Here is a 22,517-nt window from a genome sequence, read left to right on the forward strand (position 1 = left end):
TGAAAGAGACTATGCCCATCGAATTCCTGGAGCTTGGCCCTGCCGCAAGCAGTGCGACCGTTCTGCTAGCGCATGGTGCTGGTGCCCCAATGGACTCTCCCGGAATGACATCAATCGCGGAAGCACTTGCGAAACAACAACTCAGAGTCATTCGGTTTGAGTTCTCCTACATGGCCAATCGCCGAACCGAGGGCACCAGGAAACCCCCGCCTCGCGCTGACAAATTGAACCACGAGTACCAAGCCGCGATCGAAGCGCTTCAAGTTGATGGCCCTCTTATCATAGGCGGTAAATCCATGGGAGGCCGTGTTGCCAGTATGATTTCTGATGAACTATTTGACTCAGACCGCATCGCTGGTTTGCTCTGCATAGGCTACCCGTTTCACCCAATTGGAAAACCTGAGAAAGTTCGTACTGCGCACCTACAAAAGCTAAGAACGCCCACTTTGATCTGCCAGGGAACGCGCGATCAATTTGGTACTAGGGAAGAAGTCAGCAATTACGAGCTTTCGCCAGCAATCCAGATGAGTTGGTTAGAAGACGGAGACCATGATCTGAAGCCCCGCAAACGCGTGTCAGGCTTTACTCATGCAGATCATATCGATTCTATGGCCGCAACTGTGTCAAAGTGGATCAAGGGCATCAGCTGCTAAAGCGCTGGCTTTGGTGAGGATACTTTTGTTTTGCTGATGGCAGATGGTACGCCGGGGCAGACTTTGGTAACTTTTAACTGGCTTAAGCTGTCGTCTCTGGTTGGAGCTTCAAAGCGACAAACAAAGTCGTAAAAACGTTCAACGACAATAATTTGCTCGCCTTAATCGTGACTTGGCCGCTGGTGTCTCCAAATGCCTGTAGCGCCCACCGGAGTACCTAGCACAGTCCAACGCATGTCCAGCGGCGATTACAGCGGCCCCTACGTCTTCGCCATCAGCAAAACATACACCTACCCATCGGTCATGAGTACGTTCGCCATTCAAGTCACAGGAAATAGACTTTCCTCGAAGAAAATTCACCATCCAGCGCTTTGCGTCCTGCCCGGATGGAGTGCCGAGTTCGGGCGCATCTACACCGTTTAGACGAACCGGGGTTCCGTCGACAACAATAGTGTCTGCATCGCGAACGTGCAGGCCTTCTGCTGTGGCTGCTGTGGCTGCTGTGGCGGCGAGCGCCAGGATAATTGTGATTTGCAGGAGCAAGGTCTGTCCTCGGAATTAGGTATCAATCGATAATTTGTGTGGCTATGCGGGTATCCGCCAATTCATCCTCGATCAGCGCGTAGATTTGCTCGGGCGGCGTGTTCAACGAATACAGCATCAGGGCTGGGTCAACGCCCATATCGATCAGATGCTGCATCGTCTCGCCTTGGCCTTTCTGTATGCCCTCGACTGCGAAGACGACCGGTATAAGGCGGGGCTGCTCGTAGTAATGCTGATGAAGGCCTACAATACCGCTGAGCGAGACAACGCGCTCCTGACCGCCAGCCAGAATGTATGGACACGACGACAAGCAAACCGCACCAGCGAGAACGGCTGACGAAAGCCCGGCTTCGCGGACTTGCTTACCGATCGACAACGCCTCGGACACGATACCCCCTGGACTATGAAGGGCTACGAGGTCGGGCTTGTCCTGCATCTCGGATAGATGTGTGGCGAAACGACTTGCGTCGCCCACTTCTATCTGACCGCTCAGCAGCAGAACTTGTCCCAGGCCATCGAGCTCATGCTCGGTGAACTCCAGCCTGTCAGAAAAGTTCTCTGGCACCGGCAAATCCAGTGGTCCGTCCTGTGGCAAGAGCGTCGGATCGGTGCGGTCGGTTCGGTATTCGCGACGCTGGTCGCCGGGTGACACGGGTCCGGTGGGCAGCTCAACCCTCTCCCTGAAGGGGACGGAGACAACACCAGCGACATCAGATGCAATCAACAAACAAGCGATGACGAACTGAAATATCAGCACGTATCGCAGCCCTGCGCGAGGGTCCAGACGAGACAGGAAGCCCATCACGCGTCGTCTTTTTTGGGTGTAGTGCGTTCGAGGATCGCTGCGTCTGCCACTCCCATCGTTGCCTCGACGTCCTTCATGGCGTTCATTGCGGCTCGCAGGTCGGACAAGGTCAGAGTGTCCTCAATGCTCATGCCGTCCTTGCCGCTGCGGATAGCGGCTTGGGTGATCGCCAGCACGAACACCAGGACAGCTGGCAGCAGGTCGATGGCGATAGCACCAGCCCAGGATGGGACAAAGTTGTGGGCGTACTTGATGACCGCATCGGCGCTAGAGATCGGATTATAGGCCGTCTCTATGGGTGGCTCCATGTCGAGAACCTCGTCGGCGGCGTTCTTGAGCGTCTTACTTCGTTGGTCCAGTGCGTTCAGCACAGAGTTAATGGTGGACGACTGAGCGTCCCGCACGTCAGAGCTGCGACCGTCGAGCTCTGGTAGTACGACCGAGGACGGCAGATCCTCAGCCGCACGAGCGACAAGTGGTGCTACACTGTATTGGTTGAGGCGTGAGATAACACCGGCAAGCTTTACGCTTTCCTCAGAAAACTGGACCGATCGACGATCCACAGGGCCCGGAGCCACGGTCAGCTCACGCATTTTAGCTAGGATTTCATTGCCCTGCTGGAACGCCTCCTCGATAGGCTCCTGCTGGGCGGCGATCTGGTCTTCGAGGTTGCGAAGCTCCTCGGCCTTCTGTGTCAGGACGCGGAATACCGCGCCTCTACCGGCAGTACCAGAAAGGTCGCCAGATTGCTCAAGTTCAGCCAGTTCTTCAAAACTCTGACGGGCGCGCTCGACCTCGCGTCCAAGTGCCTGGCCACTCAAAGCTATGTCGTGAGCTTGTTCGAGCGCGGCTTGGTAGTCACGCACCGTGTTTTCCAGATGCTGCTCAACCGCTGCTGAGCCAGCGAGAGCAGCCGCGTTAAGCCAGCTGGACATGGCGATAATGGCGACGGAGCCCACCATCGTGGAGATGGTCAAGCCGATGAAACCGCTGGTGGTGCGCATCGAGGGTAGTAGGCGGAGCATGTAACTCCAGAATACGAAGATGCCGACCGAGACGGCGATGGAATATGCGACGGCTGCGAAGAATGAGATTGCACCGTTTTCTTCGAGCAGCGATGACACGCCGAGGTAGGTGTAGATACCGGAAGCAATTGCCAGAACGCCCAGTGCTGCGGGTGTAAACGTATCTAACCAAGCAAGATGACTTTCGAGTTCCCTTGCCGTTCGAAGGCCCTTTGCTTCCTCGGCAGTGAGGCGGTCCTTATTTTCAGTCATGAAAATTCGTACTCCAAACTCTTATTCGCGACGCAACGTACTTAATCATCCGAAGGCAAAATTTACATCGAGAGCAGTTAAGACGTTATTTGCTGAAACTCCCCAATGAAAATTATGTTTGAGATCTTAAGATCTGCCGCACATTAGTGCGACAGGCTCATGAATGCTTGCTAGTGTGTAATGTACTTGTAAGCAGGGTCTTTCAAAGACAGCTCTACAAGCTCCGCAGATCTTTTATCTTTTGACTTGTTTTCAGGCGGAACAACTGCTGCGCTTGGCTCGGTACGCTCTGCGATGTAAGGATAGAAGAAGCCGACCAAGGGGATAAACATCCATAGAACGTGGTTCCACTCGCGACCGTTTCGACGAGCTATACCGCCCGCAAAAAACCACGCGGCAAGTATCCCAACGACCGAGGAAATTGAAAGGATAAGCCCAAATACCAATGCGCCTTCGCTGCTTTCGCTAAATGCAATCGAAGACAGAACGTTCGCGCCTATTCCCCCAAATAAGGCGGTATAGAAGCTTTTTTTGGTGCCAATCTGTTTGCGATGGCCAAAAAACGCCAGAAGTACCGGTAGTCCAAGGAAGATGAAGACCAGTATCAAGCCGGGAAGACCAATATTGTTTAGCATAACCTAGTTCCTGAAGTTTCTTGGTGACGAACTATGTTTGCCCGGTTTTCAGTGCTTGTGATTTTCTGCCAGAAGTATGTTCTTTGAAGTCAGAAACATATGTTTTTCATGGATTTGTCTTCTGATGCTGTACATAAAGAGTTTTGTTGAAGGCTGCGGCAGCCAGCACACCAAACCGATACGAACCAAAACGGTTAGGCCAAATGTTGTTACCGTGATTTGACACGATCGATGTTTTTTAACGCTCAATCACCGTCCAAATTTCGGTACGTCGTGCCAACCCCCAAAATTACCACCGAAACTCACCAACCATCGCGCTGTTAGAATAGCTTCCGTAGACGAAAAGTTTTCCATCCTCAGTACGGGCTGCGAGCGGATGAACTGAGGACGCACTGGAGATGAATGCGCGTTCGATACCGCCGCCATCAGCAATTCTACTTACTACTGTCTCAGTGAATTGATAGGAATTCTCTGCCCTTGGCTGATTGGGGTCGAAGCCTAGAGACTTTTCTCCGGAAACCAATACGTTGCTGGAGAATTTCCTTGTCCAGTCACTCACGACAATGAGCTGATCGTCGATTTCGTTGGCATATACGGCGTTGGAGTTTACCAACTGTGGGTCAATCCAAAGTGATTGAATGTCGCGATGATGGTCTTGAATCTCACCAACGAATGCTTGGCTGGTGCTTTCACACCGAGAAAACCTGGCTCCTGCCAACAATATTTTATCACCTTTTTGTACGGCTGAACTCACCCGAATACCCGGGGAAATAGTCAAATCGACTTCTGCATGCTCGTCTCTGCGAATGCTAAAGACACGCGTCTCAAAATTTCCTGCACAAGGATCTGCAATCCCTGCCAAATCGCTAGAACCAACGAATTCTGTGGCGGGTGGAGACCTTAGCGAATGAATGATCAAAAAGTCGTCTTGTCTCTGAAATACCCATCCAAAACTCTGAGAAAAGTCTACTGCCTTCTCGTCCAAGACATCTTGGCGCAGTACTTCGCCATCATACAACCAGAACAGTTCCAGCAGCTCCTTGATCTTTCTGTCTCTACAACAGCCGCGCCGGATTAAAGTTGCAATCAGTGGGCTGCCGTCATCCGACTCTAATATCTGTGCGTCAAGTATATGGGAAAAGCTCCCTGGGACAGGATATGTTGACCAGTCCCAAAGAGGCTCTCCTTTGGTGTCGTAAAGGCCTATGTGGGCCGTCGTAGTTTTTGATGCGTCCGAGGTGTATCCTGCAGTTGCGAGGAACTGATCTGTTATGGCAACGGTCCCGGCACCCTTCTTATCTGATACCATTTCGACTGCATTTTTCCCTGGCCAGGATGCTTCGAAAATTGATGAAAAGCGTGTTCCGTTCCATCGCCCGATCTTTGAAGTTGCGAGCGCGCCTCCATCACTTACGTCGACATACAAAAACTCGCTGCCTGGATCATTCTCTCTGTCTAGACTGTGTAATTCCAATTGTTGTCCATATGGGGTTTCGGCGCGTGATCGAGTGGAATTACCCAGCAGAACGAATGGAGCCCAAAACCTAGGATGAGAAAATTCTCCGTCACCTGAGTTCATTAGCTCAGTCTTGGCTAGTCGAAGTGCTTCGTCTAGAGCTTCACCGTCAGCGAGTGCGTACTTTGTGAATTGGGTGACTTGGTATTCACTCGAATAAGTCTCCACTGGCCATAACGAAGCCAAAACGCTCTCAACTCCGGAAATCAAAAACGCATTTGATAGGCTTCTGAGGCCACTGGAAAATACACTGGTGTTGTAGTTGGCCGTGTTGCAAGCAGACAGAATTGCAAGTGTGGCGTCTAGGTTTAGGGCAGCGATTTCAGAACCAGTCAAAAGTCCGTCGTTTACAGCAAATACACCCCCTTGTTCACTAACAGGTGGTGAAAGCACCAAAGCAGGTTCTTCAAGGCCCGTAAGTTCGCCGGGAATAAGGCCATGTGTCGCAAACGAAATTACATCTACGCCAGTTGTGGTTACATCCCTGAAACTTTGCTCCGTAGCGTCCGCTCCAAGCAACAACTCCGAGTGGTCAAAAAAGCGTGCGACGCTAATCAACTCGTCCCGTGTGTTAGGCAAAGATGCCAATTCGCTAACGGCGGCACTCAGTTTGGCAGGTGATCTTGTGCTGGCGACTTCATAAGTGCCGCCTAATTGAGGATCGCCAATACCAAGAAATTTATTACCAATTGGCTTGGCTGTTTGGTTTCCAGCTAGGAATTCCTGAACAGAGCCCGAATATCTTACTGATGCTTGATTTAGAAACCAGGGTTGTTCGTTAAGTCCCTTTTCACCGTTTTCTGATGAGCTCGGCGCCGTTGTTAACACTTCAATTGGCACGCCGGAGCTGAGTTCCGAAGGAATGTAAGCAATCTTTGTTGCCCCCGCGAGACAGAGGGCGGAATCCGCTATGACGGTTTGGTATGCCTTGAAACTGGCTTCTAGCGGGAATTGTCGGTCCAGCTCAGGGTTGGGTGGGTGCGTGGCAGTTAGCGATAGCCTCAGCAATTTGAAGTCCAAAAAGTCTTCTTGCTCCAACTTTCGAGTTGCCAACCAGGCTCCCGACTGTCTTATGCAAAATGAAATCAACTGATCTATGTACAGGGTTTGTAGTAGAAACGCTTCGTCTGTTTCCAAGCTTTCTTGAACGTCATTGATTGACGGAATTAGGCTCTTTCCATTTTCCGACGAGTTTAGGTTTTCGAGCCCAAAACGGCTTATGTCAATTAGTTCTATCAGTTCTTGGTGCGCGTATCTGTAGTCTTTTATGCGTCCCTCAGAACCCTCTGATTTTGTTAGGTGGACAAGACTCTTAATCTCTACTTCTTGCATTCCCTGGTTAAGTGAACGCCATTGATGCGCTAACCGACGTTCAGTCTCATCCTGGAGCAACGACTTCGCATAAAGGAAGTCTCCAGTTGTATGCCTTGAGTTACGTTGCAAGAGCTGAACTGACTGAAAAGCAAGCGGCATCAAGTCTTCTCGTCCCGAGGCACTCTTTGCGAAGTCCGCGAGGATAAAGCGATCAACAAACCTGGGAAGTGGAAACAGACCTGAGAAACCCGCAGCTCTATCGTTTACGTAATTCAAGACTTCCTGCACTGCCGCAGAAATCTCAGTTAAGCCCTCTTCAGTGTCTCTGCTGTTTTTGGCTATTCCAAGGGCATAAAGTCTAATGAGTTTATAGTAACGGTCGTCTTGGGATCCACCACTCTCAAAGCTGGTGGGCTTCGCAAACAACCTGATCCAAGGAAGGTCAATCAGCTCACCTTTCTGCTTGGAAATTAAGGTTGTTGCTACTGCGTGAAAAGCTTCGGAAGAGCTTTCTATCGTTTGATCAGTGTTTTTCTGATCTAAAATGAACTTTGTCGGGTTTTCGGTATGAAACGCTTGTGCCGCTTCTGTATCACCGATTTGTAGAGCGTAGGCAGTCTGAAGGACTTTGATGTACGAGAGTTTGAACTGGCGAACTTCCTCTGAAATCTCTAAGCCTTTGGCGATTGAATAGGCTTCATCAAGCCTCTCAATCGCAGCCTGCGTGTCCGCTCGAGTGTCTGATTGAGCCAACACTTCGGACGTGTGAACCAAGTAATCCGAATGGGGTACGGTGTTTCTTGGGATGTTCGATAGAATATAGTCATCCAGCGATGACATCAGTCGCCGCGCAAAAAGATTATCTCCCATTATGTGAGCCATATGGATGATCTGAGCGAAACCGCGCGCGTTGACATCCGCCGCGGGCCGGTCATCGGCGTATGTGTGCGAGGCAAGCAATCCTTGAACTATGCGGGAAATTGATCGTCTAGCCTCGAACGGTCGGTTCGATAAGTGATACCCTGCAGCGGCGAAACGATGAGCTACGAAGAATTCCTCTAGATCAAATTGGTAGTAGCCAAGGGTCTCAATTGTTGAAGCCCGATTTGCGAGTTGTTCGTAGTCATCGAAATACCAGTCTACCACGCTGAACCAGATATTTAGCCGATTTAGAAAGTGGTTTTGTAGTTCGCTTGGAATTGATCGGCTTTCTAAGATCTTGTTTGCTGCTGAGAGGTGATCACTAAAGCACTTATATGCCTCGATTTCCCGACAGACTTTCAATTTACTCAAGTTCAAAATAAAAAGTTCAACGTTGTCGTTGGTACTTTGAAGCGCCTCATCAGCGACTTGAAGGGCGGCGATGTATTGCCCAGATTTCCTAAGTTCCTCAATATTTTGTTCAATAAGTGCAACGCTTTGATTTGTCTGAGCTAGGGTCCTTGAACCAAATAAGCATAGACATACCGCAAGTACTGATGTTGCATAGTTCAAGAAACGCACGGTCAACTCCAAGGAACTCGGATGCAAAGCCACCATAGCTTTTTCGTTACATCTATTCTGAGCCTAATAGTTCTATTTCAGTCAACCGCTTCCGTCAGGGCGGAAATCCCGGTCGTTCCGGAGGCTGGGCAAGCGAGCGAGACTGGCTTGTCGGTGGGCGCACAAGTAATAGCTGGTGCTAAGCCGTCAACTGTCGCTTCTTTGGTTTCTGACTTCAGATCAGAAGAGATAACATTCAGAGGAGCAAAGGAGGCGGGGATATTCCGCGATGGAGCACCAGCAGTCGTAATGGTTGCTACCGATGGCGGAAGTATTGGAAGCGGCTCATTAGTCAGTCCTGCTGGGGAAATCATAACTAATTGGCACGTGGTGGAGGGTGAAGACCAAGTTTCTGTGGTTTTCTTCCCCACTAAAACAATGCCCAGCTCCGAAGATTACGTCGTATTACCTGCGAAAGTGGCGGTAACGGACGAAACGAAAGACCTGGCTTTGCTGAAGCTGAAATCCCCTCCACCACCTGATGCAAAGTTGATGAAATTAGGTGAAATTGGAAATTTGCAAATAGGTGACGATACGCACGCAATCGGACATCCCCATAGCTACGCCTGGACCTATACCAAAGGATACGTAAGCTCATTTAGGCCAACTTTTCAATGGATTACGGAAAGCGGAATTGAGCATGAAGCGGATGTTATTCAGACGCAAACACCGATCAATCCAGGCAATTCTGGCGGACCTCTTCTAAACGACAATGGCGAAATGATCGGCGTTAATTCCTTTTTAGATGGCGAAGGACAAGCCTTGAACTTTGCTGTTGCAATCAATGAAGTACGCGCGTTCTTAGACGAGGCAAGTAATTCAGCAGCTGCGCCCCAAAAGTGCGAAGGTGAAATTCTGTTTGATGGTCGTTCTGCGGATGATACGGCCGATATGCAAGAGTTTGACCGAAATTGCGACGGGGTAACCGACGCTTGGCTAATTGTTCCCGATAACGAGGATGAGCCTATCAGAATAGTTTTTGATGATCAGCAAGACGGACAACCAAACGGTGTAGTATCTGACGTAAATCGAGATGGGTCGTGGGATACTTCAATTTGGGACACTACTGGTGATGGAGAGGCAGATACTCAAGGCTTGCATGCAGACGGAGGGATCGATCCGTCTGGATATCGGGCGATATCCTAGTTTGGTCCAAATGCGGGGTGATGCTTGGAATCGATAGATTCCAATTCACCGGTAGGCCTGTCCGGCAAGAAGACTAGTGATGCGAATGGTCGAAGTCAGCTCCCAAGCGGGGCAGAACTATTCTGCGCGCCGGGTTTGCCTTGATTGTAGGGTTTGGTCGGCCGCCTGCAGAGCGCAAAACCAAAATTCAACATAAGGGCGCTTATGCGCTGAATGGGGGTCAGTCTTCGCCCGCCCCCACCAAAAAGAAGACGACAGAGATGCGTTTTCCAATTTCCGGTTCGTGGTCCGCGCCAGCTGCTCTTCTTTCTGGATTAGCCAAGCATTCGATCGGTTTTTCAACGAAATGGTGCTATGGACTATGGATTGTCATCGAGCCCACAACCCTTTTGCGTGCTCGAAGAGTTCTCGCGCTCTCTTCTCAATGGAGTCCTCATCCCAATGCTCCAATTGACCAAGCTGGAGATTCAATGGGAGTAGAGAGTGAGCCAACAGTTTCGGTCGTTTTTCACCCCAAGCCAAATTACTTTCGGCGGCGTTCAGAGCTTGAGAAAGAATCGTGAGATTGCCAATCCGATTGATGAAATTAGACCTGTGGCGAGTTTCCTTGGCCCTTTGATCGTCATCATCCGCTAGCATCAATTCTATTGGATCCATGCCCTTCTCGCCACTTGCCAGCGGCCAGTTTTTTACCCAGCTTTGCGGCATGATATGTTCGACGGTTGGCTGTTCCGAAAATTTCAACTGCTCGGATTTTGAGCTTCCATAACGGCCATCGAGCTTACCAAGAATGTGCACAAGCCTTCTGCTACCAAGCGGCCGATAAACCTGTGTCCGCATCCACCCTTCTCGAAAGCGCCCGTCATCCGGCCATAGGCTCGATTCTCCGGTTTGAGCTTTTAAATCCTCGTACAAATTGTCTGCACTAAAGCCAGTCTTGCGAAGGCGTCGGAGGGCTCCCAAAAACACCTTGTTGTAGTTTTTTGTGGTGAGATCGCAGATTGCTCTGCGGATGATGTATGATTCCAAGGTGGCAGCGAGGCGCTTCCATTCGTCGTCGTTTGGATTGGCTTCGAAGAACGCGAGTACAAGCGGATATAGTGTGCTGACCTCAAATGTGCGGATGAATTGCGCCAGTGGAGCGACGGGATCATCCTCTTCAGGTTCGAGAAGCCGCCTGTAGTTCTGACCTTGCGCAGAAAGAAGCTTGAGCTCATCTGCAACAGGCAGAGACGCTTCAATGCTTTCGCTCCAGTGCCTGTACTCGACGTATAGGTGTTTGATTGGGACGTCCCGTGCCTGGCGGCTAGAGAGCAGATGTTGGATGAAAATGTCGCTTCGCGGGCGATTCAAGCGGCCTTGCTTAATTTCTTCCCGCCAGAACTCACTGTCAAATTGGCTCCAATGACGTTCGTACATGTCATCGGTATCCAGGTTTTCACGCCTGGCGCGTAGGAATATGTAGTTTCGTATTAGATCCGCTGGTAGCAAAGGCTGTCCACGCGCGTTGAGTGTTTCGAAAATCACCTGCGGGTCGTCATCCCGATCAAGGTCAATCACCACAACGAGAAGCGCACTCTTAAGGACTTGAAGGCAATGTTCTAGCCGATCGGATATCGGAAAGTCTGCAGCTAGAGGTGGCGTGTCTTCTTCACCTAGAAAAAAGTCTTTTAGCAGGTCAAAAAAATAGAAATACGCCTCGACCATGCGTGGTTTGGGATCGGGCTTCCTGGCATACTTCCTGCGGGTTGTGGGGTAGCGCTTGAGCAGCTCCTCCCTCGTGCCTGCACTTATAACATCCGTGAACTGCTGGCGATCGAGTTTGGTTGGCCAGACTTTGAACTGGTCAACGTCTTTGTTTGCCATCATACCCTTGTTAAACAGCGATTGTTCAACTTCGGCCGCAATTTCAGTGCAGTCGACTTCGCGACAGAAGTCCCTGAACGCTGAAAGAAAGATTTGAAGGGTCGTCAGCCTTTGCTGTCCGTCGATCACCTGCCGGACAATAACGTGCCCGGTTGGCGTTTGCTTCTGGTCCAAGACCATCGCGCCTAGAAAATGATTTGGAGTATCATTGTTGCCCTCCAATGACTCGGAGAATTTTCGCTCGATATCTTCCCAGAGTGGGAGCCATTGATTTTCTTCATTCCAGACGTATTGGCGCTGAAAAAGAGGGATCTCGAGGCGCTGTTTTGCCTCAAATATGTTCATAACAGCGCTGCGATGAACGTCCATTCTAGAAAACCTCCAAAAAAATCATACGGCCCATTCGAAACGTTCTTTGAGTCCATTTAGGTGACTAAATTTCACAATTCCTCTGTGTTGGAGCATGCCAACAACGATCCCTGGATGCAGGTCAATTTCGCCTGCAAATTCAACAACGGCAGCTTGCGAGCGTGGCCCAGTATTGCAAAATTCTTCAAACCGGTCTGAACCCACCAACGTCTCTTCGGCCCATGCGTCGGCTTCGCTCTCGAAGCCATCGCCTTCTCCTCCGTAGTCATCGGCGAAGGCCTTTCCCTTGTGCAACATGATGTGACCAGCCTCATGAAAGAACGTCCACCAGAAGTGATCATTTGATTTCATGCGAAGCGACATCTGGATGATCGCCCGCTCCCCCTCGATCCATCTTGCGGAGCCGAACAGGCGGGTTTTTGGAAGCGGTTTTTCAAAAACCAATGCAACTCCAGAGGAAGCGCAGAGTTCTTTCATGCGTGGCTCAAACACTTCTGGGCTTTCGCAAGTGAGCCCACGAATTGCTATGATGGCTTCCTCGAACTGCTTCCGGTCAAAGCTTGGCAGCTTCATTTGCCGTGCTTTGGCTTCGCCCAGCATGAGCCACGAAACAACGCTGAAGTCGTTCGACTCAAAGCTCTTCGAGTGCCGATGGTGCACAGCCAGATTTGCCATCTTTGCATCAAAGGCCTGTGGTGCCCCGATACGAAAAAAGCTCAATAGGCCGTCGCATAGGTCGACCGGATCATTTGTCTTCGGCAGGACGCCTCGTGCCTTCAATTCCCTCAAGGGAAAGTGCCCGACAAATTCAGTCGCTTCTATCACTTTTCGCTTTTTCGCGAAGCGTGCCTGGTGAAGATCCCATTCAGCTTGTAGACCGGTCCAGATATCCGCCTTCATCCCGAGCACGCGCTCAAGTTTCAACGCGGTTTCAGCGGATATCGGATTGGTTCCGTGAATGATAGTGCTCACAAGCTTGGGGGTTAGGCCCGCCAAACGAGCGAACTCCGCCTGAGACCATCCACGAGTTTCAATGTACTCAGCAAGGTGTTCACCTGGATGAACAGCCCAATCGGGAGACCAGGTATCGTTTTTCTCTATTGCGCTCGCCATATCGCTTCTTCTCCCCTCGGCGCCGTTTCAATGGTAGTCGACAACGTCGAGAATTTTTATGGCCGTGACTTCGGCCAAGTTGATCGCAGTGCTCTTTCCATTGTTGTCTGACAGAGAGACCGGTTCAAAGATCAGGCGCCAGTTTCCGGTGACATCGACCGCGTAGCAGCCGTCATACTCGCCAGACAGCGGGTGACAGCGCGGGGGCGGATCGGTTGGCACATCAGCCAAGCACGCGGCGCTCTTCAAGACACCGAGACGCATTTGCAGTCGCTTCGCCCGGTTTCCGTACGCCTTCTGCATAGCTGCCGCAGATCCCAACTGACGTTTGAGCTTACTGCTCGAGAACTCAATGTGCATCGTAGCACCTGTGTTACCTATTAGGTAATGTATTATGATTCGTTACGCAATAGGTAACACATCATCCAATGCGGTTGTACCGGGCAATTGGATTCCTCCGAGTTGTCAGGGTCGTTCTCAAAGAGGGGTGGACCTGGAGAGAACTGCCAGCCTGACGTTTCAGGAGCCGTCAATGGGGCGGGGTTGCTGGGTTGCTGGGTTGCTGGGTTTAGGTTTTTTCTCACTGATCCAAACTGATTTCAGACGCATCTCAGTCTCCAAGTAGAGCTTTTTCGATATGTGTTAAGCGCTTGATTTGCTCCAAATGAAGCTCTCCGACAGAATTAAATAATCACACGCGTTCAGGCAGTTATAGACAGAAACCCCCCGAAATACAGCCCAAAGCCGCCTCTTACGCTTTTCCTTTCTTAGCAAGTTTAAATGGCCGGTCGGCAGGTAGCGCCGATTAGCACAACAGAACCTAAGGGCGCGTACCTAAGGTGGCATAAGCCAAACGTGTTACCCGAGACTAAAAACTACTGCTGACTGATCGGCTTGGACACCTCCCTTTCACTTGCGCCGACGTGATTGGGCGTTACAAATTAGGGTTCCGAACGTCCTTTAATTGGTCCTAAATGATTAACCTGCCGAAATGGTTGCTGACGCGCCCAAGAAAATTATCCGAGGTCTCTGACCCATTGCAGGCACCGGTGGAGAGAGCTGCTAGTTCTCATTCGGTGGGAACAAACATAGATAGCCCAGTAGTCGATATATATCGACCGCACATCCAATCTGGAGATTGTCTAATAGCAACCGGCTATCACGATTTCCTTTCGTCACTCTCAATACTACTGACCGAACTTCCTCAACTTCTAGAGAGTGATTCTGCGGAACAAGTTAGAATTCGGATCGCCTTCGGGGTCGACACTGGGAACACGTCGCGCATTGGTCGCACTCTCGCAGTTAGCGAGGAAATGCGCCTCTTCTGGCTCGAGCGGTCGGGCCTAAGGGTCGAGGATCATTCTGATCTGATGGCTGTGCTGGCACGTGAGGCAATAGCGGCAGGGAAAATACAACTTCGTGTTTTTGACCCTGCCCTTGCAAAAGAGCTCTATGGAATCTCGGGCGACCGTAGAATGCACGCCAAGATCGTATCTAGCCCGCTCGGCGCTGTTGCGGGATCAGCCAACTTCTCGCGTTCTGGGTTATATAGAAACATCGAATATGCAGATGGCCTGGGTTCCGGGTCACATGAACTCGAGGAAGAACGCCAGAAAGCCGCTGAGCAGATTTGGGAAGCAAGTGTTGACTGGACCAAAGAAGCGCTGGAAATCTTGAACAAACTTATTCGGCCGGTATCAGCCGAACTAGCGGTTGCCCGAACGATTGTCGAGCAAAAGGGATTTACGCCTTGGTTGAGTGGCGACCGAACAGAAATCACAGGCCACTCGCTCTACGACTATCAGCAAGAGCTGACCTACGAAGCTTCATCCATTACCTATGAACATGGTTTTGCATTCGTAGAGGCGCCAACCGGGTCAGGGAAGACGGAGATAGGCTGCCATTTGGGCGAGGTGCTTTCGGATACCTTTCGCGATGTGGTTCCTCCGTCGCCTGTCCACAAGGTTTCGAGAAAGAATGCTGCAGTCATTGCTCCTCCTCGAGTCGTTCCAAGCTGGGAAAGGAGTAAGACGAACGCAGTGACGATTATCGCGAACAGCAGCCTTACAAAGAAAAGTCTTAGAGGCGTTGGGAGCGATGAACAGGATGGTCTGCGTCTCGATCAATTTGGTGTTCTGATCATCGATGAAAGCCACACCGTTACCCCGGGTTTCGAACAAGCATCGCAGCGGGCTGCTGCGATTGAACTGGCTCCACCAAGTTGGAATGTGTGCTTGAGCGCCACTCTCCTAGGAAATCGTGACGTGGATTGGCTGTCCCACATGCAGGAGAAGCGGGCATCGATTTTCATGACACCGGAATACATCCAGCGTATGGGTGAACTATTCGATCGAGAGGCACGGCGACCCATCGAAGAATTTACACTTATCGACCAACTAACAGCCATCGAGGGCCCAGAGACCGCTCTTTCTCAATCTGCCAGACGAGAGCTGTCAGATATGATGGCGCCTTTTCTAACTCGCAGACAAAGACACTGCGTTGGTGAAGGTAATGTTCCCGGGAGACAAGCATATCCGGTGCTGCGTAGCCATGGGCGCCCAAAAGCAATGACGGCGACAAGGGCTCAGATTGAACGTCTAGAGGAAGTGGCAGAGCTTTGTCAGGAACTTGCACCAGGATCGGCAATTACGGCGGTCGAACGCAGTCGGTTTGGCAATACCAGCACCCGACGGAACACCCAGGATCAGCTCTATATCCGCAACCTGTTGAACATTCTGAGAGCAAACTCCGCTCAAGCAGCCTGGGAAATGGAAAGCGGCGTCATTGGGAAATGGCTTCGGGATTTTGAAGCTAGGAACTCAGTAAAAAAGAAGAAGAGCGTTCCAGGTCAGCTGGAATTGTTTGATGATTTGTCCCTTGATGGTGCGCCGACACCAAAATGCGACTCTCTTACCAAGATGCTGGCATCCAGACCGCTTAAGGACTTAGACCGCAAGCGCTATCGTGCCTGTGCCGAAATCCAAGAAAAGAAGGATCGCGTGGTATTCTTGGCCGAAAGAACCGACACTCTTGAGATCTTTGCCGAAGAGATGAGTAAGATGGGTCGCCATACGAATTATGTCGTAGGAAATCGCCCAAAGGGTGAAATGAACGCGCTCACTGATTTATATGGCGAAGCGGCAGGGTCTTTTGAACGGATCGCAAATGGTAGGAGTGTCGAATCCTACTTCCGCCCAGGTGGTCGAAAAGCGCCGAAGGGGCCCGCCTCCATCTTTATGACCTACAAGATGGCCGAGGGAATCAACCTACAATCCGGTGATACGCTGGTGCTGCTTGGTCTTACCTCCAACCTCAAAGAACTAATCCAGGGACTCGGACGCATTGACCGGATCGATAGCCAATTTAACGAAGTAAACTATCATCTTATAGATATACCTGTGGGCCATTTTGCGTCAGACGAGAAAATCTCACAGCGCATTTCTAACTATCGAGCTCTTTCCGGCGAAGAGCTTGCTGAGGTGCTCGACCGACTAGAGACTGAGGATACAGAGGCGATTCTTGAAAGCGTCATCTCATATCTCCGAGCACCGCGAGTTTTTCGTGCCAACAATTATCATGACTTGTTGTCGAGGCTGTCGAGGCAGATCCGCCCCACGCCTCTTGCGGACGTGTCAAAAGCGAAGATCGAAGGAACCTGGGGAGCGGAACTCGCACTTATTTCGGGTCGGGATGCCTTCACTATGTTGCATCTGAAGGGGGCAGACAGCCACGGCAGCTTCCTACCTCCGCGGCTACTAATGATCCGGCAAAGCGTTTCAGAAGGGACAGTGCTCATTCGTGATCAAATTGCTTGCGCGAAGGAACTCGAAGAGGCTTACGAGCGGACTTTGAGCCTGGGTCTCGAAAACGACACTCCCGACCAAAAACAGATTACTGTAGCGTTGGCTTCGTTGGCATCTCATGTTGATGAGTTGAAGGAATGGGACCTGCGGCCATCGCGGCTCGAGAGCCTGCTAAAGGCGCTTGCGGCTTTCCTTGTTCGGCACAAACCCGAGTTGGTCGCGGGCGCCGAAATCGGATCAACCGACCAAGAGCTATTTGGACATCTATCTCTGAAAAGTCTCGAAATGATCGGTGAGAGCTGGGGGCGACTGATCGATCCATTTTGGGAACAGGTTAAGCAAGAAGTACGAACGAGTTTCGCCTACGAAGGCCTTCCACAGGGATACATCGCTCTTGAACAAGTTCTTCAGAAGCTTGAGGCGGACTACTTAAATCGTGACCTTATCCTTGAGAAAATGCACACAGTTCTCGAGGAAGCTGAGCAACTCTCCGCAAGGCATGAACCGGAAATAGCATCTCGGATTGCAGTAGCCTTCTTTTCTGAGGGTGCTGGCGAACACTGATAGCGTCGAGGTTGCCCTCCAAGTCTATCGAAGCGGGACACCCAGTTTGGCCGAACGTCTCGAGACCCGTCGATGGGGTGGGGTCATTAGTAGGGGATGTACGTCAAACGTTCTCCGGCGCTGTCGTATGCTGTCAAAGGTGCGTTCTGAAGATAGTCAAATTATCTTAAGGTGTTATCCGAGAATTGGAGGTGCTGTCGGGTCATGTCCTACACCTGGACTTCAAAATTCGTAATGACGGGGTCGGGGGTTCGAGTCCATTCAGCGGCACCACTATTTTTAGAAATTCTAAAGAATCAATAAATTAGCCCCAGATTCCTTAAGCATTCAAGAGCTAGTTTGACCTGAAACCGCCTCAAAACTCGTGAGCGCTGAACGAAGGTTTTCCATAATCTCTTCAGCCAGAAGTTCGGGTTCTGGGAGGTTGTCGAGGTCAGTCATCCCGGCGTCTCTAAGCCAAAACAAGTCGAGGCTTCTCACCCTTGAGTGCAGCTTTGATCCAGAGACTGCCGCTTGCAGCCACAGTAGCCGTGCTTGGGGTGGGGGAGCGAGACGGTTGGAAGTGTCCAGGTGCAGTGGAGCCTAACTTAACGTAGTGGATCTTACGCACGACTTTCGGCGCAGAAGCCTAAGGCATCCGTTTGAATCTACAGTGACAATCGGCTTCACGGCTACTACACGTAGATCGACGGCCACATTTTCGGCTTATTTTTCTGTCAGCTGGCCGGCATGGTCAGTCCGCTCATGCGAATAGGGTCATACGAGGGCCATCTATGTCTGTTTCCCAAGCCATCGAATTTGTCTGTGAGTTTTTCTTCGATCCGACGATTGAACATCCAGAATGCGACGAGAAAGTACGAAACATTGCCATTAACTTTCGAGTCTGGGCGCGGTCATTCACGCATACTGGAAATTTGTTCGACTTCCTTAAATTCCTTGAAGGATCTCCGGACTCAACAGTATTCGCAAACCAATCGAGACTCGGACTAAAGACAATCACCGAACTTGTATCTGACTTCGAAGCTCGGTTTCGAAATGAATTAGCCGATCGTCTAAATCCGGATAGTTTGCAAATTGGCGAAGCGTACCCCGCGCGTATGATCCACGCCATATGCGGTAGCTATGACCTTAGAAGTGGTGGAATCCTGCCCGTATATAGAGAGGATGGATCGCCCAAGTTTGTAGCTATCAAGGCAACTATAAGCGGCGGCGATTATCCCAATGAGTGGTTAGATAACGGCAAAAGACTGAAATACTTCATGAAAGGCATTAGCGGGCGTTTCAAGGAGATCTACAAAGACAACGCTGCAATCATCAACAACCCACAAAACCCAGTTCTTGTCTTCGTGCGCAACAAAAAGAAGGAAGATTTCACCTACTGGGGCCGCTTTTTCCCCTATGCAATTCACACAGAGGCTGACGGATCGAAGTGGTTTGAACTTGTTGAATGGTCAAACGGCTTGGGAGAGCTTCAATCTAAAGCGGCGGCAGAGTCATCCTTGATGGAAGAAGTTCAACAGTCGCTGAGGCTCGACCCTGATGCGCGCCAGCGGCGTCTGGCTGAAGCACCCAGTCAGCCGGAGAAGCAAAAGGCGACAACAACGATTTTCAAGCGAAATCCTGACGTAATCGCTGAGGTGCTTTACCGAGCCAATGGCGTCTGCGAAGCGTGCCTTGAACAAGCTCCGTTCGACCGGCTATTGGATGGGACGCCCTATCTCGAAGTTCATCACAAGATTCCACTGTCAAAGGACGGTCCAGACACAGTCGATAACGCGGTAGCGCTTTGTCCGAACTGCCATCGTCGCGAGCACTCAGGACCTGCTATTTGGCCGCATTGAACGTCGGTCTTTTAGGATATTCTTCGTAAACGGCCAGTTAGCGCCGCGGTGACCAAAAAGGCCGCTTTGTCTGACGCACCTGATTTTTGACATATAGCGAGCTCGGTTTTCGATTTGATTCTCCAGATCGACGCCTTACTACTCTGTGATTTTGCTGTAGAAACTTACCCAGGAAGGAACCGGAACAATTTCGCACTATGGAACCAACTGAGCAGAAAGAGATAGCGCGAAGCTGGCTTTCAGGCCTTGTGTTGGGCCTTCTGGGGCACAGATACAGAGGCATTGCGGTTTCGAATTCTGGGGTAACGCTGCTTTCTAGAGCCCCCAGACAATTTTCGTTCACTGACATTACGCACCCCCTGCAAGTAACCAAGACCTTTGGTAAGTCGTCGGTGATTGTAACCATCAAGGGCGGTGAGGAGGTCAAAGTCGCCGGTTTTAAGAAGTCAGTTGCGGCCGACTTCGTCACATCGGCCAACACTGCTTGGCGGCGACACTTTGTCGAGCAGGTCGACCGCTCTGACGGAGAACTCCGCGCTCTGGCTGAAGCAGTTCGACGGTTGGATCGGCCGAAACGTTATCCATCAGCGTGCCTTCTCCAACCATTCTTAGAGCGCGCAAATGAAGTGGTTGAGAAACTTCCAGCAGAGATACCCAAAGGCGTTCTGCCACTTGAACAACAGAAAATCCTGGATCGGGTTTGGAAGTTTCAGAGAGAGCCAGTGCGATTGCGCGACGCCGCAATCAGGACCTTTACTGACACCGAGCTCGGCCAATTCGAAGACTTTTTTAACACGATCGAATCAAATCCACTGACGCCAGAGCAGCGACTAGCAGTTGTTGCTGATGAAGATGCTACGCTTGTTCTTGCTGGAGCGGGATCCGGTAAGACGAGCGTGATCGTCGCCAAAGCGGCATATCTGATACAAAGTGGGATCCGACAGCCCGATGAAATCTTGCTAATGGCCTTCGGAAAAGATGCGGCCGCCGAAATGGCCAGTCGCATCGAAGAGAGGGCGGGTGCAAAGGTAGACGCGCTGACCTTCCACGCCCTTGGCAATAGTATCATACGCCAGGTCGAGGGCAGTGCTCCGGCGTTAGCGGCCCATGCAAGCGACGACAAGCAATTTGCAGTGCTTCTGCGTGACATTCTTTTCAACGACATTGCGAAGCTACCGGTGCTTGGAGGGCTACTCCTGAAGTGGTTTTCGGAGTTCTATTGGCCTTACAAGAGCGAATGGGACTTCAAGACAAAAGATGAATATTACCAGTACGTTGAGTCGCATGAGCTTCGGACGCTCCAAGGCGAACTGGTGAAAAGCTTCGAAGAGTGGGAAATCGCCAATTGGCTCTACTTGAACGGCATTGCCTACGAGTATGAGCCTGACTACGAACACGATCTTCCGGAGAACGACAGGACTGCTTACAAACCGGACTTCCGACTTAATGAAAGTGGTGTCTATATCGAGCATTTCGGCGTTCGGAAGTCCCAAGGACCGAACGGAGAAGCCAGATTAACAACGGCACCTCACGTTGACCGTAAAGAATATCTTGAAGGCATAGAGTGGAAACGAAAGGTCCACGCCGAACATGATACAACTCTGGTCGAAACCTTCAGCTACGAACGTGTTGAAGGTCGTCTGACAGAGGCGCTGGAAGAAAAGCTTGCGCCTTACGCGACGCCCAACCCAATCCCAACTGAGCAGGTCTTCGAACAGCTGACGGAGATGGGTCAGGTAGACGCCTTTACGCAAGTCCTCGGCACCTTCCTTCGGCACTTCAAAAGTTCTGGGACAAGCATTTCGAACTGTCTAGGCCGGGCGAACAGATCCCGTGATAAGGCGCGTGGTGCTGCATTCTTAAAAATCTTCGAACCAGTACTTGAAGCTTATCAAAACCGCTTGGGCGACCGCATCGACTTTGAAGACATGATTGTTCGGGCGACGGAACATGTGAATGCGGGTCGGTACAAGAGCCCCTACCGCCACCTTCTGGTAGATGAGTTTCAGGATATATCCGAAGGAAGAGCCAGCCTACTGAAGGCCCTCAAAGCGCAACATCAGGACGCCCGGGTTTTTGCAGTTGGTGACGACTGGCAGTCGATTTATAGGTTCACCGGATCAGACATCCATCTGATGAGAGACTTCGGTGATGAGTTTGGCGGCGTCTTTGCTGGGACTTCTGGTGTACACAGCTCGGTTGATCTTGGGCGAACATTTCGAAGCGTCGACAAAATCGCTTTACCCGCTCGAACATTCGTTCTTCAGAACCCGTCGCAAATCACAAAGCAGGTTATTCCGGCAGGCAAATCCGAATTCCCGGCTATTAGGGTTGCACACTACGGGTGGGGTCAGGAGATTGATGCGCTCAAGTCTGCACTTGAAGACATCGAAGCCGCCACAAATGAAAGCGAAACATCGGTTCTCTTGCTTGGTCGCTATAACTTTCTGCGCCCAGAAGAACTGCCTCAGCTGCAAAGGCGTTATTCAAACCTCTCTCTCAAGTTCATGACGGTGCATCGTTCCAAAGGATTGGAGGCTGACCACGTGGTGGTACTTAAAGCTGCTTCTGACCGAATGGGGTTCCCGTCTGAGATTGTGGATGATCCTTTGTTGGATCTCGTTCTTCCTAAACCAGAGGAATACGACCACGCCGAGGAAAGGCGGTTGTTTTACGTCGCCCTAACGCGAGCACGAAAAACCGTGACGGTTTTGGCAGATCGGCAAAGGCCTTCGGTCTTCGCGCGTGAGCTGGTTGAAAACCCCGACTATGGAGTGGTCGAGCTCGGTGAAGCGGGCATTTCCGAACACCGATGCGGAGTATGCGGGGGCAGAATGCTCTCGCAAACGTCAAAGAAGGGAAAACCGTACTTCCAGTGTGAACACCGAAAACTCTGTGGCGAGATGCTTCGACCATGCAACGAGTGCGGCAAAGACCTTCCGATTGAAGACAAAGCCCATCCTGGAACTCTAGTCTGCAGTTGTGGTGCCACCTTTCCAGCCTGCCCGGAGTGTTCCGATGGATGGTTGGTTGAGCGAAAGGGTAAATGGGGCATGTTCCTTGGATGTGTTAAGTATCCAGATTGTACAGGGAAGCAGAGTCCAAAGCCGTCAAAGCGTACTCGGTCGGGGAAGGAGGTTGTCAGGCCTCCGAACACGAACGATGACCTCAATCAAGTCGCTTTGCAGGAGCTACTCGACAGCGGGAAAATCCGGAATGTTGTGGGATTGGTGGACTACGTCTCGTCTCGAGGATGGTCGCTGAAGCGGGATAAGAGGCGTGCACCCGATGGACGCTACATGATTGGTATCCGCACGGCCCCATACGAGATTTTCCGTGTTTGCACTGAATTTGACCCGTCTTCTGCCTATCTTCCGAGATCGAAACACGGCCGAGCGCGAAAGGAATGAGCGATAGTGGGTTTGCGGTGTACGCGAGTCTTTGAATCGCCAGGCTGATACTTTGACAAAATGGCACTTGTGATTTCACCAGCTGGCTCGAGGTCCCTCGCCAACTCCTTTGAAACTGGG

13 protein-coding genes are annotated in these 22,517 nt (G+C 51.0%); 5 read left to right on the top strand and 8 right to left on the bottom strand.

Features of this window, described 5'->3' with window-relative positions; translation table 11 throughout:
• Window positions 1-11: 11 nt before the first annotated feature.
• A complete protein-coding gene (locus tag ACR0E2_RS07400) occupies window positions 12-653 on the top strand; it encodes an alpha/beta family hydrolase (RefSeq protein WP_480445913.1) in 642 nt (213 codons plus the stop codon).
• 138 nt (window positions 654-791) lie between these two features.
• On the opposite strand, the gene ACR0E2_RS07405 is transcribed toward ACR0E2_RS07400, so the two are convergent.
• The 5 genes from ACR0E2_RS07405 to ACR0E2_RS07425 form a co-directional block, all read right to left on the bottom strand.
• Window positions 792-1,196, bottom strand: coding sequence for a thermonuclease family protein (locus ACR0E2_RS07405; protein WP_480445914.1), 405 nt, complete (start codon window positions 1,194-1,196; stop codon window positions 792-794).
• A 22-nt stretch (window positions 1,197-1,218) separates the two neighbouring features.
• On the bottom strand, window positions 1,219-1,998 hold the full coding sequence (locus ACR0E2_RS07410; protein WP_480445915.1) for a COG3904 family protein: 780 nt from the start codon (window positions 1,996-1,998) through the stop codon (window positions 1,219-1,221).
• On the bottom strand, window positions 1,998-3,278 hold the full coding sequence (locus tag ACR0E2_RS07415) for a hypothetical protein (protein ID WP_480445916.1): 1,281 nt from the start codon (window positions 3,276-3,278) through the stop codon (window positions 1,998-2,000). Before ACR0E2_RS07415 ends, ACR0E2_RS07410 begins: the two co-directional genes overlap by 1 nt.
• Before the next feature lie 170 nt (window positions 3,279-3,448).
• Window positions 3,449-3,913 (bottom strand): hypothetical protein, encoded by a 465-nt coding sequence (locus ACR0E2_RS07420; protein ID WP_480445917.1) that lies wholly within the window; start codon window positions 3,911-3,913, stop codon window positions 3,449-3,451.
• A gap of 289 nt (window positions 3,914-4,202) precedes the next feature.
• Window positions 4,203-8,237 carry a CHAT domain-containing protein gene (locus tag ACR0E2_RS07425; protein WP_480445918.1) on the bottom strand — a complete coding sequence of 1,345 codons (4,035 nt, stop codon included), beginning with the start codon at window positions 8,235-8,237 and terminating at the stop codon, window positions 4,203-4,205.
• A gap of 162 nt (window positions 8,238-8,399) precedes the next feature.
• Between ACR0E2_RS07425 and ACR0E2_RS07430 the strand changes: the two genes are divergently transcribed.
• The gene (locus ACR0E2_RS07430; protein WP_480445920.1) at window positions 8,400-9,431 is read left to right on the top strand and encodes a S1C family serine protease; all 1,032 of its coding nucleotides are present in this window, start codon (window positions 8,400-8,402) and stop codon (window positions 9,429-9,431) included.
• Between the two features lie 369 nt (window positions 9,432-9,800).
• On the opposite strand, the gene ACR0E2_RS07435 is transcribed toward ACR0E2_RS07430, so the two are convergent.
• Genes ACR0E2_RS07435 through ACR0E2_RS07445 form a run of 3 tightly spaced genes read right to left on the bottom strand, consistent with a single transcriptional unit; the run spans window position 9,801 to window position 13,139 of the window.
• Complete coding sequence (locus tag ACR0E2_RS07435) at window positions 9,801-11,666, bottom strand: DUF262 domain-containing protein (protein WP_480445921.1); 1,866 nt, start codon at window positions 11,664-11,666, stop codon at window positions 9,801-9,803.
• 21 nt (window positions 11,667-11,687) lie between these two features.
• Complete coding sequence (locus ACR0E2_RS07440) at window positions 11,688-12,779, bottom strand: HigA family addiction module antitoxin (protein WP_216597918.1); 1,092 nt, start codon at window positions 12,777-12,779, stop codon at window positions 11,688-11,690.
• Between the two features lie 27 nt (window positions 12,780-12,806).
• Window positions 12,807-13,139 (bottom strand): type II toxin-antitoxin system RelE/ParE family toxin, encoded by a 333-nt coding sequence (locus ACR0E2_RS07445; RefSeq protein ID WP_171616466.1) that lies wholly within the window; start codon window positions 13,137-13,139, stop codon window positions 12,807-12,809.
• 1,010 nt (window positions 13,140-14,149) lie between these two features.
• Between ACR0E2_RS07445 and ACR0E2_RS07450 the strand changes: the two genes are divergently transcribed.
• The 3 genes from ACR0E2_RS07450 to ACR0E2_RS07460 all read left to right on the top strand — a co-directional run bounded on the left by ACR0E2_RS07450 (window position 14,150) and on the right by ACR0E2_RS07460 (window position 22,397).
• Window positions 14,150-17,146, top strand: coding sequence for a DEAD/DEAH box helicase family protein (locus tag ACR0E2_RS07450; RefSeq protein WP_480445923.1), 2,997 nt, complete (start codon window positions 14,150-14,152; stop codon window positions 17,144-17,146).
• Window positions 17,147-17,919: 773 nt separating this feature from the next.
• Complete coding sequence (locus ACR0E2_RS07455; protein ID WP_480445924.1) at window positions 17,920-18,987, top strand: HNH endonuclease; 1,068 nt, start codon at window positions 17,920-17,922, stop codon at window positions 18,985-18,987.
• Window positions 18,988-19,184: 197 nt separating this feature from the next.
• Window positions 19,185-22,397, top strand: coding sequence for a UvrD-helicase domain-containing protein (locus ACR0E2_RS07460; RefSeq protein WP_480445926.1), 3,213 nt, complete (start codon window positions 19,185-19,187; stop codon window positions 22,395-22,397).
• Window positions 22,398-22,517: the final 120 nt, after the last annotated feature.

The organism is Ruegeria sp. A4 (assembly GCF_056543025.1).

Bases quoted from the DNA above. Each gene is read 5' to 3' on its own strand.
- ACR0E2_RS07440 (WP_216597918.1), bottom strand. From the start codon at position 12,779: ATGGCGAGCGCAATAGAGAAAAACGATACCTGGTCTCCCGATTGGGCT.
- ACR0E2_RS07455 (WP_480445924.1), top strand. From the start codon at position 17,920: ATGTCTGTTTCCCAAGCCATCGAATTTGTCTGTGAGTTTTTCTTCGAT.
- ACR0E2_RS07435 (WP_480445921.1), bottom strand. From the start codon at position 11,666: ATGGACGTTCATCGCAGCGCTGTTATGAACATATTTGAGGCAAAACAG.
- ACR0E2_RS07415 (WP_480445916.1), bottom strand. From the start codon at position 3,278: ATGACTGAAAATAAGGACCGCCTCACTGCCGAGGAAGCAAAGGGCCTT.
- ACR0E2_RS07450 (WP_480445923.1), top strand. From the start codon at position 14,150: ATGGCTGTGCTGGCACGTGAGGCAATAGCGGCAGGGAAAATACAACTT.
- ACR0E2_RS07445 (WP_171616466.1), bottom strand. From the start codon at position 13,139: ATGCACATTGAGTTCTCGAGCAGTAAGCTCAAACGTCAGTTGGGATCT.
- ACR0E2_RS07410 (WP_480445915.1), bottom strand. From the start codon at position 1,998: ATGGGCTTCCTGTCTCGTCTGGACCCTCGCGCAGGGCTGCGATACGTG.
- ACR0E2_RS07420 (WP_480445917.1), bottom strand. From the start codon at position 3,913: ATGCTAAACAATATTGGTCTTCCCGGCTTGATACTGGTCTTCATCTTC.
- ACR0E2_RS07460 (WP_480445926.1), top strand. From the start codon at position 19,185: ATGGAACCAACTGAGCAGAAAGAGATAGCGCGAAGCTGGCTTTCAGGC.
- ACR0E2_RS07400 (WP_480445913.1), top strand. From the start codon at position 12: ATGCCCATCGAATTCCTGGAGCTTGGCCCTGCCGCAAGCAGTGCGACC.